Genomic DNA, 15515 nt, shown 5'->3' on the forward strand with positions numbered 1-15515 from the left:
TCACGGGAGCCTTCGCAAGGTTTTCGTTAGCGAAGGCGTTCAGACAAGCACCCCTGACGACAAAGGTCTGTGGCAAAAGTCAAGGCCAGTACGCCTTTCGGCGGAATCGCGTTTTGCTTGCGATTGACGTATACGTAAACTACTTAACGCATGCCGTAGCGCGTCCGTCGGCTTTCGTCGGCGGACCGGCGCTGAAGTCAAAAGAAGAGGGAGGAATAGGATGCCCAGCTACAAGGCGCCGCTCGACGATTACCGTTTCGTCCTGAACGAGGTGTGGGACGCGCGCGAATTGTCGGCCATGCCGGGGTTCGAGGATGCGACGCCGGACGTCATCGCGAGCGTGCTCGAAGAAGCCGCGAAATTCTGCGAGGAGGTTCTTCACCCGCTGAACCAGAGCGGCGACATGGAAGGCTGCATCTTCGAAAACGGCACCGTTCGCACGCCCAAGGGCTTCAAGGAAGCCTATGACAAATATGTCGAGGGCGGTTGGCCGTCGATGAACGCGTCGCCCGAGCATGGCGGTCAGGGCCTCCCGCATACTGTCGGCTTCGCCATCGAGGAATTCATCTGCTCCGCCAACCTCGCATTCGGCCCCTATCCCGGACTGACCGCAGGCGCCTATTCGGCGCTTGCAGCTCATGCGTCTGAAGACCTCAAGGCGCGCTATCTTCCGAAGATGGTGTCGGGCGAATGGTCTGGGACAATGTGTCTCACCGAACCGCATTGCGGCACCGATCTCGGCCTCATGAAAACGCGCGCGGTTCCCGCCGAGGACGGCAGCTACCGCATCACGGGCACGAAGATCTTCATCACCTCGGGAGAGCACGACCTCACGAGCAATATCATTCACCTCGTTCTCGCAAAGCTTCCCGATGCGCCCGCCGGATCGAAAGGCGTCTCGCTGTTCGTCGTGCCGAAGTTCCTGCCGAACGAAGACGGCGAGCCGGGCGCGCGCAATGCCGTGTCATGCGGCGCGGTCGAGCACAAGATGGGCATCAAGGCGTCAGCCACCTGCGTCATGAATTTCGACGGTGCCGTGGGGTGGCTCGTCGCGCAGCCGAATCAGGGCATGCGCGCGATGTTCACGATGATGAACGCGGCCCGCCTCGGCGTCGGCATTCAGGGCCTCGGCATCGCCGAAATCGCCCGCCAGAACGCCGTGATCTACACGAAGGAGCGCCTGCAAGGCCGCTCGCTCACCGGCGTCAAGGCGCCCGAAAAGCCCGCCGATCCGCTGATCGTGCACCCGGATGTGCGCAAGAATCTCCTCGAAGCGAAGGCGTTCACCGAAGGCGCGCGCGCGCTCGCCGTGATGATCGGCCTTGGCATCGACCGCGCCGCCCATCATCCCGATGCGGACATGCGCCAGCGGTCGAACGACCTCGTCGCGCTGCTCACACCCGTCATCAAGGCGTACTACACCGATATGGGCGTCGAGACCGCCATCAAGATGCAGCAGATGTTCGGCGGGCATGGCTATATCCGCGAGCAGGGCATGGAGCAGTTCGTCCGCGATGTGCGCATCTCGATGCTGTACGAAGGCGCGAACGCCATCCAGGCGCTCGACCTCGTGGGGCGGAAGCTGCCGCAGAACGGCGGCGCGGCGGTGCGCGCGTATTTCGCCACGATCCAGGCCGAGATCGAGGACACGCTCACCGACCACGACCTCGCGGACATTTCAGCCGCGCTCGAAGAAGCCTTCGCGAAGCTCCAGCAGGCGACCGCATGGCTCGCGCAGCATGCCTTCGCGAACCCCGACGAGGCGGGCGGCGCCGCGACGGACTATCTGCGCATCTTCGCGCTCGTCACCATGGGCTGGATGTGGCTGAAGACGGCCCGTGTCGCGCAGGCGAAGCTGAAGGACGGCGGCGAGTGCGCGCCCGAGATGTATGACGGCAAGCTCAAGACCGCGCGGTTCTTCGCGGCGAAGGTGCTGCCCGAAGTGGAGGGCCGCTTCCGTATCCTGACCGGCGGATGCAAGCCCATGATGGAGATGGCGGAGGAGCAGTTCTGACGCTCAACGCTTCGCGGCGACGGGGGGCGGACGAACGCCGCCCCTCCTGCCCTTCAGGATCCGGCGCGCCGGAAGACGAGAAAATACTGCCGCGGAAGAAAATCGTGCGTTTCGGCGAGTTCGTACCCGGCCGCCTTCAGTTCTTTCGTCGCCTTCTGCGCCGAAATGCGATGCTCGCGCGGCGGGCCACCGGGCGAGTCCGGCCTGAAATCGACGATTGCGAGCCGCCCGTTCGGCTTGAGCTTCGATGCAAGCGCCGCGAAATACGTCTCGCGGTTTCCGATGTGATGATACGTGTTGACGAGAAGCACCACGTCGACGGGTTCCGGCAAGTTGTCGGACGCCTCGCCCGCCTGAACGGGTACGATATTCGCGAGCTTCTCGGCCTTCGCCCGTTCGCCAAGATAGCGCACCATGTCCGGTTCGACATCGGCCGCGAACACCTTGCCCTCGGGAACGCGTTGCGCAATCCGCGTGGCGAAGTAGCCGGTTCCGGCGCCGATATCCGCCACGCTTTCGTTGCCCTTGAGCCCGAGAGCGCTCACCACCGCGTCAGGCATCTGCCATGCGGCGCGCTCAGGATTGTCGAACCGCTCGGCCCATTTGGCGGCGTCGTCGAATCTCCTGTGGAGGCTGCCGTCCGACTGCGCATGCCCTGCCTGCGGCTTGCTCGCCTGTGCTTGTGCCGTATCGGCGGTTCCACCCGCCGAAATGTTCGGCTCTGCCTGCGCTGCCTGAAACCCTCCCATAAGCCCGAGAAGGGTCATCGTTCGTGCGATCGTGCTTTTCACGCTATCCCCCTTTGCCTCGACTTTCGCCGACTAAGCTGCATCCGACTGGATATAGCATTCGCATTTTCGAATGAGAAGCGCGGCGCATCGTTCTCGCTGCGCCTTCGATGCTGGCGACACGCCGAGGATTGCGCTACTCCGGCTCGACGCATCGCCTGAAAGGCAGCGCCGCGGCCAGCGCCTCCTGATCCTGGGCCACGGCCTCGCGTTCCTGTTCGAGATAGCGCTCGACCGCGCGGGCAAGTCCGGGGCTGGCGAAATGATGCAGGCTGTAGGTCGTTTCCGGCGCATAGCCGCGCGCGAGCTTGTGCTCGCCCTGCGCGCCCGCCTCTACATGCGCGAGCTTGTGCGCAATGGCGAAATCGATGGCCTGATAATAGCAGGCCTCGAAATGCAGGAACGCCTGATTTTCGAGGCATCCCCAATAGCGGCCGTAGAGCGTGTCGCCGCCGATGAAATTCAGCGCGCCCGCGATCGGTTCGCCGTCGCGCATCGCCATGACGAGGAGGATGCGTTCGGCCATCGCCTCGCCGATGAGGCTGAAGAAAGCGCGCGTGAGATAGGGGCGGCCCCATTTGCGGCTGCCGGTATCCATGTAGAACGCGAAGAAGGCATCCCAGTGCGCCTCCTCGATGTCCGCGCCGGTAAGCCATTCGAAGGCCACGCCCGAAGCGCGCGCCTGCTCGCGCTCCTTGCGCACGGCCTTTCGCTTGCGCGAGGCGAGCGAGGCGAGGAAGTCGTCGAAGCTCGCATAGCCGCGATTGTGCCAGTGATATTGCGTGTCGGTGCGTTGCAGGAGGCCGAGGCCGCCGAGCGCTTCCCACTCGTCTCTCGTGGCGAAGGTGACGTGCCATGAAGACGCGTCGTTTGCCTTTTCAAGCTCGACGGCGGCGGCGGCGAGGAGCGCGCGCGCCTGCGCGGCATCGACGTCCGGCCGCACCAGAAAGCGGCGCCCTGTCACCGGCGTGAACGGCACAGCCGTCTGTAGCTTCGGATAATAGCGGCCGCCCGCGCGCTCGTAGGCATCCGCGAACGGATGGTCGAAGACGAATTCGCCGTAGGAATGCGATTTCATGTAGCAGGGCAAAACCGCCGCCACGCCGCCCTCGTCGTCCCTCAGCGCGAGATGGCACGGCGCCCATCCCTTTTTCGCCGTAGCCGAGCCGCTTTCTTCCAGCGCCGACAGAAACGCATGCGCGATAAAGGGATTGAAGGGCAGATCCGGCGGATTGGCGCAGGCGTCCCACGCCGCTGGAGGAATATCGCGAACGCGTCTGCAAACGCTGACGCTCCATGCGCCGTCTTCAGCGGTCAAAATTCGGCTCCCGCCCCATATGTCCCCTCGCGTTCCGCCGGTGGGCTCACGCGGCGTTCGCGCGCTTCATCCTTCGCCGCGCGGCCGACGAAGGGATGCGCAGCGCATCGCGGTATTTTGCCACCGTGCGACGCGCGATGTCGATGCCGTCGGCCTTGAGCATGGTCACGATCCGGTCATCGGAGAGAACCTCGCCCGGCGACTCGTTGAGGATGAATTCCTTGATGCGGTCGCGCACCGCTTCCGAGGAATGCGCCTCGCTCGACGCGCTCGCCGACGGGATGGACGACGTGAAGAAATATTTCATCTCGAAGATGCCGCGCGGCGTCTGGATCGCCTTGTTGGAGGTGACGCGACTGACCGTCGATTCATGCATGCCGATCTTCGCCGCGATCTGACGCAGGTTCAGCGGCTTCAGATGCCGCACCCCGTGATCGAAGAATGCGGACTGCTCCTCGACAACCGCGGTCGCGACCTTGAGGATGGTGGTGAGCCTTTGTTCGAGGCTCTTCACGAGCCAGTTCGCGGAAGACAGGCGGTCGGCGATGTAATTGCGCTCGCTGTCGGAGCGACATCGGTTCTTGAGGCTTGCGTAATAGGCGCGGTCGACGGCGAGCGATGGCGCGGCGGACGGGTTCAGTTCGGCGCGCCACTCGCCATCCGGACCGCGCCGCACGATGACGTCGGGCACCAGCGTCTCGACCTCGCCATGCTCGAAGGCAGCGCCGGGCTTGGGGTTCAGCGCGCGAAGCTCCTGCATCATCTCGCGGAGATCGTCCGCGTCGACCCCGCAGACGCGCCGGAGTTTCTGCATGTCGCAGGCCGCGATCAGATCGAGATTGTCGAGAAGCCGCTCCATGAAGGGGTCGCAGCGGTCCTTTTCGCGGAGCTGGATCGCGAGGCACTCGGCGAGGTCGCGCGCGCACACGCCAACCGGATCGAAGGTTTGCAGCACGCCGAGCACCCGCTCGATATCTTCGAGCGGCGACGAAAGAAGCGCGGCGGCGTCTTCGAGCGGCGTACGGATGTAGCCGTCCGAATCGACGAGGTCAATCAGATAGCGCGCGATGAAACGGTCCCGCGCGTCCGGAAACGCGAGTTGCGCCTGCTCGTTCAGGTGATCGGTGAGCGACTTCGCCATGGAAAGCGTGGCGAAAGGATCGTAATCGTCGCTTGGCGAGCCGGCCTTTCCGCTGGTCGAAAGCCACTCGGCCTCCGGCGAGGCGGCGGCGGGAGCGCCCTCATAGGCGCGGTCGCCGGGTGTTTCCGGTTCCCAGTCGGTTTCTGTTACGGTTTCGACGGCCGGGGCGGCGTCGCGCGCATCGAAAGCCGGGATATCGGCCTCCGCGCCCCCCGGAGCGCCATCGGCGGGACTCGCATCCGGCGACGGCGCATCCCCATCCGCGCGTTCCTCGGCCGCCAGCAGAGGATTGTCGCGAATCTCGTTTTCGATATAGGACTGGAGTTCAATGGCCGAGAACTGCAGAAGCTTGATCGCCTGCCGAAGCTGCGGCGTTATGACGATTTTCTGGGTTTGCCGTTGCTCAAGCCTGAGTTGGAGCACATCAACCACCAATGCGTAAGCGAGACCCTCTCAGCCGCTACCGCGAGAACATGTCGCCCAGGTAAACGCGCCGAACGTCCTCGTTGGCGACTACCTCGGCGGGCGTGCCCTCCGTGAGCACACGACCGTCATAGATGATATATGCACGGTCGATTAAGTCCAGAGTTTCGCGCACATTGTGATCTGTGATGAGGACACCGATGCCGCGGTCGGTAAGGTGCGTCACGAGTTGGCGAATGTCGCCGATCGCGATGGGGTCGATACCCGCGAACGGCTCATCGAGAAGAACGTAGGACGGATTGCTGGCGAGCGCACGCGCGATCTCGCAGCGCCGCCGTTCGCCGCCCGACAACGCGATGGACGGCGACTTCCTCAGGCGGCCGATCTTGAACTCATCGAGGAGTTCGTCGAGCCTGCGCTTGCGCTCTTTCCGGTTCGGCTCGGAAACTTCCAGCACCGCCATGATGTTGTCTTCGACCGACAGCCCCCGGAAGATGGACGCCTCCTGCGGCAGGTAGGCGATGCCGAGCCGCGCGCGGCGATACATGGAAAGCGACGTCACGTCGTAACCGTCGATGTGAACGCTGCCTTCGTCCGGCTTGATCAGCCCGGTGATCATGTAGAAAACGGTAGTCTTGCCCGCGCCGTTCGGACCGAGAAGACCGACGGATTCGCCGCGCTTCAGGTTGACGCTGACGCCCTTCACCACCATGCGCTTCTTGAAGCTCTTCTTCACGCCGTTCACGACGAGTTCCTCGCGAACCTGCGGAACGGCGCGGCGCTCGCGGAGTACCAGAGGCCCCTCGTTCCAGCCGGGTTCCGCCTGATGACGCGGCCCCATCCCGGGAAAGGGCTGATCCTTGTCGAGAACCACCATGAAAAACCCTACGCCTTCGCTTCAGAGAGTGTGGTCACTGCGGTTGCCAGCCGGACTGCGGCTGCGATTCCGCGGGTGCGTCCCTTCTCTTCCTGCCACCGAGGGGTGAATCGGCGGGCAGCACGCCGTTCGTTGCGCCCTGATCGAAAATCGCCTGCACGCGGCCCTTGTGAGGTAACACGGTCGCGCGGCCGCTTTCCAGATCGATTGTGAGCTGCTTGCCCTTCACCACGTTCGCCCGCTGGCTCAGGATCACTTCCTTGCCGGTCATTGTGATCGTCTGACCCTTCACGTCGTAGACCGCCTCGTCGCCGGTGACCTCCTGCTCGTCCTTCCTGTTCGTGACGACGACATGGCCGCCGAGCGCGCGGATGGTGCGGATCTGGCCGCTGGAGATCGGATCTGCGACAGCGGCCGTTTTCGACGCCCTTGTCGGCTCGGCTCCGCCCGCTTTCCGCCCCGCAGCGCCGTCGCCGCCCTGGCGTTCATAGCTGACTTCGAGGCGTGGAGCTTTGAGGTTGTAGTCGCCCTGGGTGGCCGAAACATTGCCGATGAAAATGGCAATGCGGCGCTTGTCGTCAACTTCGAGGCGATCGGATTCAATGTCGATCGGCTTCTTCGAGTTGTCGGCCGAGTTGAGGCCGCGAAAGCCGGAGCCGGGCGTCTGGGCATGAGACGGCGCGGACAGGACCGCAGCCGCCAGCATCAGGGCGAACGCAAGGGGCGCTTTCTCCGCGATCATCGATTGAGCCCTCCCTCGCTTGCCATCCCGTTCGTCGCGCCTTCCGGCAACCCGATTGCGGGAGCCGCCGACCATGCGTCGTTTCCATCGGGCTCAGGCTGGCGAGACCTTTCCGGCCGAACCTCAGCCGCCGCCGGCTCCTGCCGCACGACATGGGTGCGGACGTTGCCTTCGAAGATCGCACGGCTTTCGCCCCAATACAGCGTCACACCATCTGCATGAATCGTGCTCTCATGAAGGCGGACGACAACGGGCGTATTCGACACCGCGCTCTGCTCCTTCAAGGAAGCGGTCGCGGTCTGAAACCCGGCGGCGAGACCGGGCTCGCGTTTGATCGCGACACCGTTGCTGAACGTGATCTGCTCAGACTTGCTGTTGTAGGTGCCATCGGGCGCGGTGAGCGTCGTGAGCTTGCCGTCGAGCCCCGTCATGCGACCGCGCACGTTTACGAGATACATTTCATCGGCCTTTACCGAGGCCTGCGTCGCCGAGTCGGCGGTGAAATCGTAGGATTCGTTCTTCTCGCTCACGCCGCGCACATGCGGCTCGATCATCTTGAGCGCGCCCTTTTCAAGCTCGATCGCGCGAACGGTGGCCGTGCCGCGCCCCTTGTCGACAGAAACGCGCAAGAAAGACGGTAGTGCATAGAGGCTGAGAATGCCCATCGCCATGAGCGGAAGGACGATCCTCAGCACCCGCACGCGTCGCGAATGTCGGCGCGCGAGCCGGAACTCGCGGTCGCGGTCGATCACGCGCTCGCCCGCCCGCGCCTTGGCGGCGTTGCGGCCGATGGTCGGCGTGGACGCGACCGCCATCGCTCAACCTCCGTTCCGTCGAACGGGGCGGGAGGCGCAACGGCGGGGCAGACTAGTGATTGAAAACATCCGCGTCGTCATGCCAGCCTTTCAGGTCGAGTTCGGCACGGGAAGGCAGGAAGCCGAAGCAGGCCGCCGCCAGGTCCGTTCGCCCCTCGCGGGCGAGCAGCGCGTCGAGCTTTTCCTTCAACGCATGCAGGTGAAGCACGTCGGAGGCCGCATAGCTAAGTTGCTCCGGCGTGAGCTTCGCCTGCCCCCAGTCCGAGGTCTGCTGCTGCTTCGAAAGCTCGACGCCGAGCAGCTCCCGGCAGAGATCCTTGAGGCCGTGACGTTCGGTGAAGGTGCGCACCAGCTTTGCCGCGATCTTCGTGCAATAGACCGGCCCGGCTCTGACGCCGAGATGGTGCTGCATCACCGCGATGTCGAAGCGTCCGAAATGAAAGATCTTGAGAATCGCGGGATTCGTGAGCAGGCCCCGCAGATTAGGCGCGTCGTAATGGCCTTTCTCGAACTGCACGAGATGCGCGTTCCCGTCGCCCGCCGACAATTGAACGACGCAAAGCCGATCGCGGTAAGGCTTGAGGCCGAGCGTCTCCGTATCGATGGCGACGGACGCGCCGAAATCGATATCCGGAGGCAGATCGTTCAGATGCACGGTGATTGTCATGGCGTGAGCGTTTCTTCGGGCGCGAGCGGAAAACGGGAGGAGGGAGCCACAAACGCAAAGTCCGCGCAAGACATAGTTTTTCGCAAATTTCTCATGGCACTGAAACGGTCTTTGGAGACGCGGCGGGTATAGATGACCGGATACAACTCCGCCTTCTCAAACCATTTCCGAAAAGAGAGGCCGTTCCATGACTGCCCTTGCGTCCCTCAGGACGGCTCTACCGGCCGCCCTTCTGTTTTTCTCGACGGCCGGCGCAAGCCTCGCCGCGCCTGATCACGCTCTCATCGAACGGGGCAAGTATCTGGCCACCATCGGCGACTGCGCAGCCTGCCATACGAAGCAGGGCGGCGAGCCCTTCGCGGGCGGCCTTCAGATCCCGACGCCGTTCGGCAGCGTGACGACGCCGAACATCACGCCCGACAAGCGCACCGGCATCGGCGAGTGGACCGAGGACGAGTTTTACCGCGCGTTGCACGAGGGGATCGGCAAGCATGGCGAGTATCTCTATCCGGTGTTCCCCTTCACGTCCTTCACCAAGGTCAAGCGCGACGACGTGAACGCCATCCGCGCCTATCTCATGTCGCTGAAGCCGGTCCGTGCGCCGCGCCAGCCGGATCATCTGGCCTTCCCCTTCAACATCCGCGATACGCTGTCTGTCTGGCGCGGGCTGTTCTTCGCGCCGGGCGTGTTCGAACCCGATCCGGCGAAGACCGAGCAGGTGAACTGGGGCGCGTATCTTGTCGAAGGTCTCGGCCATTGCGGCCAGTGCCACACGTCGCGCAATCTGATGGGCGCCACCATTCCGGGCGACGCGCTTCAGGGCGCGGCCGTGCAAGGCTGGTTCGCGCCGAACATCACCGCCGACATGACGCGCGGGATCGGCTCATGGAGCGAGCAGCAGCTCGTGTCCTACCTCGCCTCGGGCGTGGCTCCCATGCGAAGCATCGCCGAGGGGCCGATGGCGACCGTCGTTCACGACAGCCTCTCGAAGCTCAAGGTGGACGATCTGCGTGCGATCGCGGCCTATCTGAAGCAGACGCCACCCCGCGCGGAAGTCTCGGGCGGCTCGGTCGTTCCGGTTCCGGCGGGCGCGGCGGGCGTCTATGTCAGCAATTGCGCGTCGTGCCACGGGCTTAACGGCGAAGGCGTCAAGGATCGAATTCCGCCTCTCTCGCAGAATGGCACGGTGAATGCCGAGCAACCGCAGGACATCATCAAGGCCGTCCTCGCCGGGCTCCCGGCGACGCAGCAATACGGGCCGATGCCCTCATTCGCGGCGTATCTGAGCGACGGCGACATCGCCGCTGTGGCGAATTACGTCCGGTCGCGCTGGGGCAACAACGCTCCGACCGACGCTGACGGCTTCCTCGTGCGCGAAATCAGGCAGTCGACGCCGATCATGCTGGCTGGCGGCGAAGGGAGCACTCAATGCCCGCCGCCTGTGAACGAAAAGGAGCGCGCGATCATGGAGCGAGCCAAGACGGATTTCGGCGAACTCCTTCGCACGACGCAATCGGCGAATATCGTCCTGCGCATCCAGGAGATCGTGCCGAAGATCAAGGCCAAAGCCCATCATGTGTCCGAGGCGGACATCGTGAATGGGCTGACAGCCGCCTTCTGCCCGGTGGTCGCCGAACGCGAGACGATGAGTGTCGCTCAAAAGCGGAACCTGCTCGACGTCTTCGCGCAAGTGACCTATGCGGAGGCGAGCGGAATGCTCGGGCGGCGCTATAGTCGGCGGTGATCGCCGGCATCAGTCGAGGCAGCAACCGGCGCTGCCTTGACCCGCGCCATTTCATCCGACACCCAATCGAGAATGTGAGCCAGCGCCTGCAAGGGCGGCACGCCAAGGTCGATGGCCTTTTCGAACCCCTCAATCAGGGACGAGCGAAGGACATCGACGGCTTCTTCGTCAGCTCTGGGTGCGGCGGAGGCGGAACACAAGGAGCCGAGCAGGTCAATCTCGATCTGCGAATTTTGACTCATAAGCATAGGTAAATCCCCATTTTTTCACGTATGCAGACTAGAGAAAACACCGCTGGTTGACTACTCCCGGATTTACACCCCGACAGGAAAACAAGCGTCTACCGATGCATTAGGAACACACCAAGCTTGCCCGACGCTGTAGCAACTCAACCGCCAGTCAAGGTGGCGCGTGAAAACCTTGTGTATTCGTTAGGGCGACGCCGCGCCGCCGAACTATAGGGGCGCCCGCAATCCTCCCCGAGACTGCGGACATCGACTTGCCACGACAGCTTCTGCCCTCCTCCGCACAAAAAAACGGGAGCCCAAGGGCCCCCGCTTGCGATTTTGAAGCGCCGCTGTTCCGCGCGCGTCAGTGCTTGACGTTGCGCCAGATCAGCTTCTTCGAAGCATAAAGCAGACCGGCGAGAATGATCAGATAGATCAGTACCCAGGCGCCAAGCTTCTTGCGCTCCACGAGGCTCGGCTCGGCCGCCCAGGCGAGGAACGCGGTCACGTCCTTCGCCTGCTGGTCGAGGGTGCTCGGTGTGCCGTCATCATATTCCACCATGCCGTCGCTGAGAGGCTGCGGCATGCCGATCTGATGGCCCGGGAATACACGATTATAGCTCAGGCCGGGCAGCAGGTTGAAGTCCGCCGGAGGGTCCGTGTATCCGGTCAGAAGCGCGTGCGTATAATCCGCGCCCTGTTCCTGATACTGCGTCAGGATATCCTTAAGCATAATAAACGGGAAGGCATACCACTCGATATTCCGCTCGATCGAACGCGCCTTCGTAATGAGCGACAAATCCGGCGGAACCGACCCGTTCAGAGCGGCGGCGGCCTCCTTGTCGTTCTTGAAGGGGCCAACGAACAGATCCGCCAGCTTGGCCGGGCGCATGTTCACTTCGCCCGCGTCGTTGAACCCGTCGGCCACCTGCTTCTGCGCGGCGTAGGCTTCCACCTCTTCCTTCGGCAGTTCGGGACCGCCCGGCTGCGTCAGGTTGCGGTAAGACAGGTGAGCCAGATTGTGACAGGCTTGGCAAACCGTCTGGTACACCTTGAAGCCGCGGCGAAGCTGCTGCTTGTCGAAGTAGCCGGACAGGCCGCCAAAGGTCCACTCCAGGCGCGGAACCTCGTAGTGTCCCGCCGTCTCGGAGGCTGACGCCGGCGCGCTAAACGCCGTCGCCGAGAGTACTGAGCCGATTACGAACGCTCCGAGCGAGCGGCGCACGAGGCTCGATGTCATCGTCGTCATTGTCTGGTCTCCTACTCGGCCGCCACGGGGCGCGCGCCGCGGCCAGACCCGTCGTCCGATTTATGCGTGAAGGTGTCTGCGATTGAGTCCGGCTGCGGTTTCGGTGTCTCGTAGATACCCACCACCGGCATGACGATCAGGAAGAAGGCGAAGTAGTAAAAGGTGAAGAACTGCGAGGCCATGGTCGATGTTTCGGTGACCGGCGCCGCGCCGAGATAGCCGAGCGCAAGGCAGCTGAAGACGAACGCCCAGAAGAACCAGCGGAACATCGGCCGATAGCTGGCCGAGCGAACGCGCGAAGTATCGAGCCACGGGACGAAGAACAGCACGACAATCGCGCCGAACATCGCGAGCACGCCGCCGAGTTTGGACGGAACCGCGCGCAAGATCGCGTAGAAGGGCAGGAAGTACCATTCCGGCACGATGTGCGGCGGCGTCAGAAGCGGGTTGGCGGGCACGTAATTGACCGCGTCGCCGAGATAGTTTGGCGTGAAGAAGACGAAATACGCGAAGATGACGCCGAACGCCGCGAGCGCGAACAGATCCTTGGTCGTGAAATACGCGTAGAAGGGCAGCGTTTCCTTCTCGACGTTCTTGACCTCGACCCCGGTCGGGTTGTTGGAGCCGACGACATGAAGCGCCCATACATGCAGCACGACAAGGCCGACGAGCACGAAGGGAAGAAGATAGTGCAGACTGAAAAGACGATTGAGGGTCGCGTTATCGACCGAGAACCCACCCCAGATCCACTGCACCAGAGTGGTGCCAAGGCCGGAATAGAGCGTGTCGAGCGATGAGAACAGGTTCGTGATCACCGTCACGGCCCAGAAGCTCATCTGGCCCCAGATCAGGGAGTAGCCCATGAACGCCGTCGCCATCATGACGAGGAAGATCGCCACACCGATCATCCACAGCACCTCGCGCGGCGCCTTGTAGGACCCGTAATAGATGCCGCGAAACATGTGGATGTAGACGGCGAGGAAGAACATCGACGCGCCGACCGCATGGGCATAGCGCATCAACCAGCCGTAGTTCACGTCGCGCATGATCTTTTCGACGGAGTCGAACGCGAGCGCCGTGTTCGGCGCGAAGTGCATCGCGAGGATGACGCCCGTGACGATCTGGGCGATGAGCATGAACGCGAGGATCGCGCCGAAGGTCCAGAGGTAGTTGAGATTGCGCGGCGTTGGGAAGACCATGAAATCCGCTATGAAGCGGACGATCGGCAACCGGGCGTCGAGCCAGCGCGTTACCGATGTTTTCGGTTCGTAAGAGGAAGCGTGGGACATTTCAGGAAAACCTTCTCGGGATGGCGGGAACTAGCCGATCAGAATCTTGGTGTCCGTCGCAAACGCGTACGGCGGGACGTCGAGATTGCGCGGCGCCGGTCCCTGGCGAATTCGCCCGGCCGTGTCGTAGGCAGAGCCGTGGCACGGGCAGAACCAGCCGCCATACGGGCCTCTTTCGTCGCCCGGAGCCTGGCCCTTCGGAACGCAGCCGAGATGGGTGCAGATGCCGATCAGCACGAGCCATTGTTCGTTGCCGGCCTTGGTGCGATTCGCATCCGTGGCGGGCAGGTCCGAGGGCGCGCCTTCAACCTGCGCATAGGGGTCTTTCAGGTCGGCGATCGGAACCTCCTGAGCCTTCTTGACCTCCTCCGCCGTGCGATGTCGGATGAAGACCGGCTTGCCGCGCCAGAGCACGGTGATCGCCGCCCCTTCCGGAACCGGCGTCAGGTCGACGTCGATCGACGCGAGCGAGAGCGCCGACGCATCTGGGTTCATCTGATCGATCAGCGGCCAGAGCGCGGCGGCCGCTCCGACAGCCGCGAATGCCGTGGTTGCGAGATAGATGAAATCACGGCGCGACACATCGCCTTGATCACCGTCGTATGTTGTGGCCATGGAAAATTTCAACCTTGTAGGACGTTTTGCGGGAGCGAAAAAATCGTGCTCTTATGCATGCTATCGATTTCCGTGTCCATGGCACAATTTAGCTCGACCATCTACGGAGACCGCTCCTGTTGCGTGTAGCTTTATATCAACCGGACATTCCGCAAAATACAGGGACGATCTTGCGAATGGCGGCATGTCTAAACGTCGCAGTCGATATCATCGAGCCTTGCGGGTTCGATTTGTCCGACCGCGCGCTCCGGCGTGCGGCCCTTGACTATTACGACAAAGTGAGCCTGCGGCGCCATCCTTCTTTTGAAGAATTCTTAAGCGATATCAAAAGGGTCGACAGGCGGCTGATCCTTCTGACAACGAAGGGGGCTATCCCTTATCACGATGTGTTGTATCGCGATAACGACGTTATTTTGGCCGGGCGCGAAAGCGCGGGCGCGCCCGACAAGGTGCACGAATGCGCGCATTTGCGGGCCCGAATTCCCATGCAGGAGAGCCTGCGGTCGCTGAATGTTGCCCTTTCCGTGGCGATGGTGCTCGGTGAAGCCCTTGGCCAGACTGGCGGTTTTTCGCGTTTCCTGTAGAAGGGTACGATTCTTTTCCTTCAGGAACGCCCGAGCGGCGGAGGCGCCATGCCCAAACACAGTACGAATCGCATACCAGCAATGCATAAAACGCAGGCCTCGTCTTTGGATAATTGGGAGCCGTTTCACCCCGAAATGTCCAAAGCGCGGGTGTGGTTCGCCTCGCTGCGCAACGATATCTGCACCGAGTTCGAGCGGATCGAAGACGATCTGAAGTGCGGTCCGCATGCCGGATTGCCACCCGGGCGCTTCGAGAAGACGCCTTGGAGGCGCACCGACCACACCGGCGAGGACGGCGGCGGCGGAACCATGGCGATGATGCATGGCCGCGTTTTCGAGAAGGTCGGCGTGCATGTCTCGACCGTTCACGGCGAGTTCGCGCCCGAGTTCCGCGCGTCGATTCCGGGCTCGGAGCAAGACCCCCGCTTTCGCGCGTCGGGAATTTCGCTGATCGCGCACATGCGCAACCCGAACGTGCCGACCGTACATCTCAACACGCGCTTCATCGTGACGTCGAAATGGTGGTTCGGCGGCGGCTCCGATCTGACGCCGATGCTCGCGAAACGGCGGCGCGTCGAAGATCCGGACGTCCTCGACTTTCATGCCGCATTCCGTTCGGCCTGCCTCAAGCACCCCGTGGCCGATTACAGCCGCTACAAGGCATGGTGCGACGAGTATTTCTACCTGCCCCACCGGCAGGAGGCGCGCGGCCTCGGCGGTATCTTCTACGAGTATCACAATTCCGGCGACTGGGACGCCGATTTCGCATTCACGCAGGAGGTGGGGCGCACGTTCCTCGCCGTCGTGCCGAAGCTCATCCGGCGCAACATGAACGAGCCGTGGAGCGAGGCCGATCGCGACGAGCAGCTCGTCCGGCGCGGCCGCTATGTCGAATTCAACCTGCTTTACGACCGCGGCACGGTTTTCGGGCTGAAGACCGGCGGCAATGTCGATTCGATCCTGTCGTCAATGCCGCCCGTGGTGAAGTGGCCGTAAACTTTCAATCGGTCTGGCCGGTAGCC

At 62.9% G+C, this 15515-nt stretch carries 15 protein-coding genes; 4 read left to right on the forward strand and 11 right to left on the reverse strand.

The annotated features are described in order from the left end of the window. Positions 1-220: 220 nt before the first annotated feature. Complete coding sequence (locus KKP04_RS03640; RefSeq protein WP_215026865.1) at positions 221-2014, forward strand: acyl-CoA dehydrogenase C-terminal domain-containing protein; 1794 nt, start codon at positions 221-223, stop codon at positions 2012-2014. Positions 2015-2067: 53 nt separating this feature from the next. On the opposite strand, the gene KKP04_RS03645 is transcribed toward KKP04_RS03640, so the two are convergent. The 7 genes from KKP04_RS03645 to KKP04_RS03675 all read right to left on the reverse strand — a co-directional run bounded on the left by KKP04_RS03645 (position 2068) and on the right by KKP04_RS03675 (position 8785). Beyond that, positions 2068-2805: a methyltransferase domain-containing protein gene (locus tag KKP04_RS03645; RefSeq protein WP_215026868.1), complete on the reverse strand. Its 738-nt coding sequence runs from the start codon at positions 2803-2805 to the stop codon at positions 2068-2070. Between the two features lie 133 nt (positions 2806-2938). Continuing rightward, positions 2939-4120 (reverse strand): GNAT family N-acetyltransferase, encoded by a 1182-nt coding sequence (locus tag KKP04_RS03650; RefSeq protein ID WP_215026871.1) that lies wholly within the window; start codon positions 4118-4120, stop codon positions 2939-2941. 46 nt (positions 4121-4166) lie between these two features. Then, on the reverse strand, positions 4167-5693 hold the full coding sequence (gene rpoN, locus KKP04_RS03655; RefSeq protein ID WP_215027067.1) for an RNA polymerase factor sigma-54: 1527 nt from the start codon (positions 5691-5693) through the stop codon (positions 4167-4169). A gap of 28 nt (positions 5694-5721) precedes the next feature. Further along, positions 5722-6561, reverse strand: a complete 840-nt coding sequence (gene lptB / locus KKP04_RS03660; protein WP_215026874.1) for an LPS export ABC transporter ATP-binding protein — start codon at positions 6559-6561, stop codon at positions 5722-5724. A gap of 34 nt (positions 6562-6595) precedes the next feature. Continuing rightward, positions 6596-7303, reverse strand: coding sequence for an LptA/OstA family protein (locus KKP04_RS03665; protein WP_215026877.1), 708 nt, complete (start codon positions 7301-7303; stop codon positions 6596-6598). Continuing rightward, positions 7300-8118, reverse strand: a complete 819-nt coding sequence (gene lptC, locus KKP04_RS03670; protein ID WP_215026880.1) for an LPS export ABC transporter periplasmic protein LptC — start codon at positions 8116-8118, stop codon at positions 7300-7302. Before lptC ends, KKP04_RS03665 begins: the two co-directional genes overlap by 4 nt. A gap of 52 nt (positions 8119-8170) precedes the next feature. Beyond that, complete coding sequence (locus KKP04_RS03675) at positions 8171-8785, reverse strand: ribonuclease D (RefSeq protein ID WP_215026883.1); 615 nt, start codon at positions 8783-8785, stop codon at positions 8171-8173. Between the two features lie 187 nt (positions 8786-8972). On the opposite strand from KKP04_RS03675, the gene KKP04_RS03680 reads away from it, so the two are divergent. Further along, complete coding sequence (locus KKP04_RS03680; RefSeq protein ID WP_215026886.1) at positions 8973-10529, forward strand: c-type cytochrome; 1557 nt, start codon at positions 8973-8975, stop codon at positions 10527-10529. Here KKP04_RS03680 and KKP04_RS03685 read toward each other — a convergent pair. The 4 genes from KKP04_RS03685 to petA form a co-directional block, all read right to left on the reverse strand. Then, positions 10514-10771, reverse strand: coding sequence for a hypothetical protein (locus KKP04_RS03685; protein ID WP_215026890.1), 258 nt, complete (start codon positions 10769-10771; stop codon positions 10514-10516). The genes KKP04_RS03680 and KKP04_RS03685 overlap by 16 nt on opposite strands. 349 nt (positions 10772-11120) lie before the next feature. Further along, positions 11121-12005 (reverse strand): cytochrome c1, encoded by an 885-nt coding sequence (locus KKP04_RS03690; protein WP_215026893.1) that lies wholly within the window; start codon positions 12003-12005, stop codon positions 11121-11123. 11 nt (positions 12006-12016) lie between these two features. After that, a complete protein-coding gene (locus KKP04_RS03695; protein WP_215026896.1) occupies positions 12017-13294 on the reverse strand; it encodes a cytochrome b N-terminal domain-containing protein in 1278 nt (425 codons plus the stop codon). 30 nt (positions 13295-13324) lie between these two features. After that, the gene (petA, locus tag KKP04_RS03700; RefSeq protein WP_215026899.1) at positions 13325-13909 is read right to left on the reverse strand and encodes a ubiquinol-cytochrome c reductase iron-sulfur subunit; all 585 of its coding nucleotides are present in this window, start codon (positions 13907-13909) and stop codon (positions 13325-13327) included. Positions 13910-14085: 176 nt separating this feature from the next. Here petA and KKP04_RS03705 point away from each other — a divergent pair, with 176 nt between their 5' ends. Further along, positions 14086-14493: a tRNA (cytidine(34)-2'-O)-methyltransferase gene (locus KKP04_RS03705; protein WP_371818693.1), complete on the forward strand. Its 408-nt coding sequence runs from the start codon at positions 14086-14088 to the stop codon at positions 14491-14493. Positions 14494-14574: 81 nt separating this feature from the next. Further along, positions 14575-15489: an oxygen-dependent coproporphyrinogen oxidase gene (gene hemF, locus KKP04_RS03710; protein WP_215026901.1), complete on the forward strand. Its 915-nt coding sequence runs from the start codon at positions 14575-14577 to the stop codon at positions 15487-15489. The last annotated feature ends 26 nt before the right edge of the window (positions 15490-15515 follow it).

Origin of the sequence: Rhodomicrobium sp. Az07, assembly GCF_018619475.1 — a bacterium.
GTDB lineage: Bacteria > Pseudomonadota > Alphaproteobacteria > Rhizobiales > Rhodomicrobiaceae > Rhodomicrobium.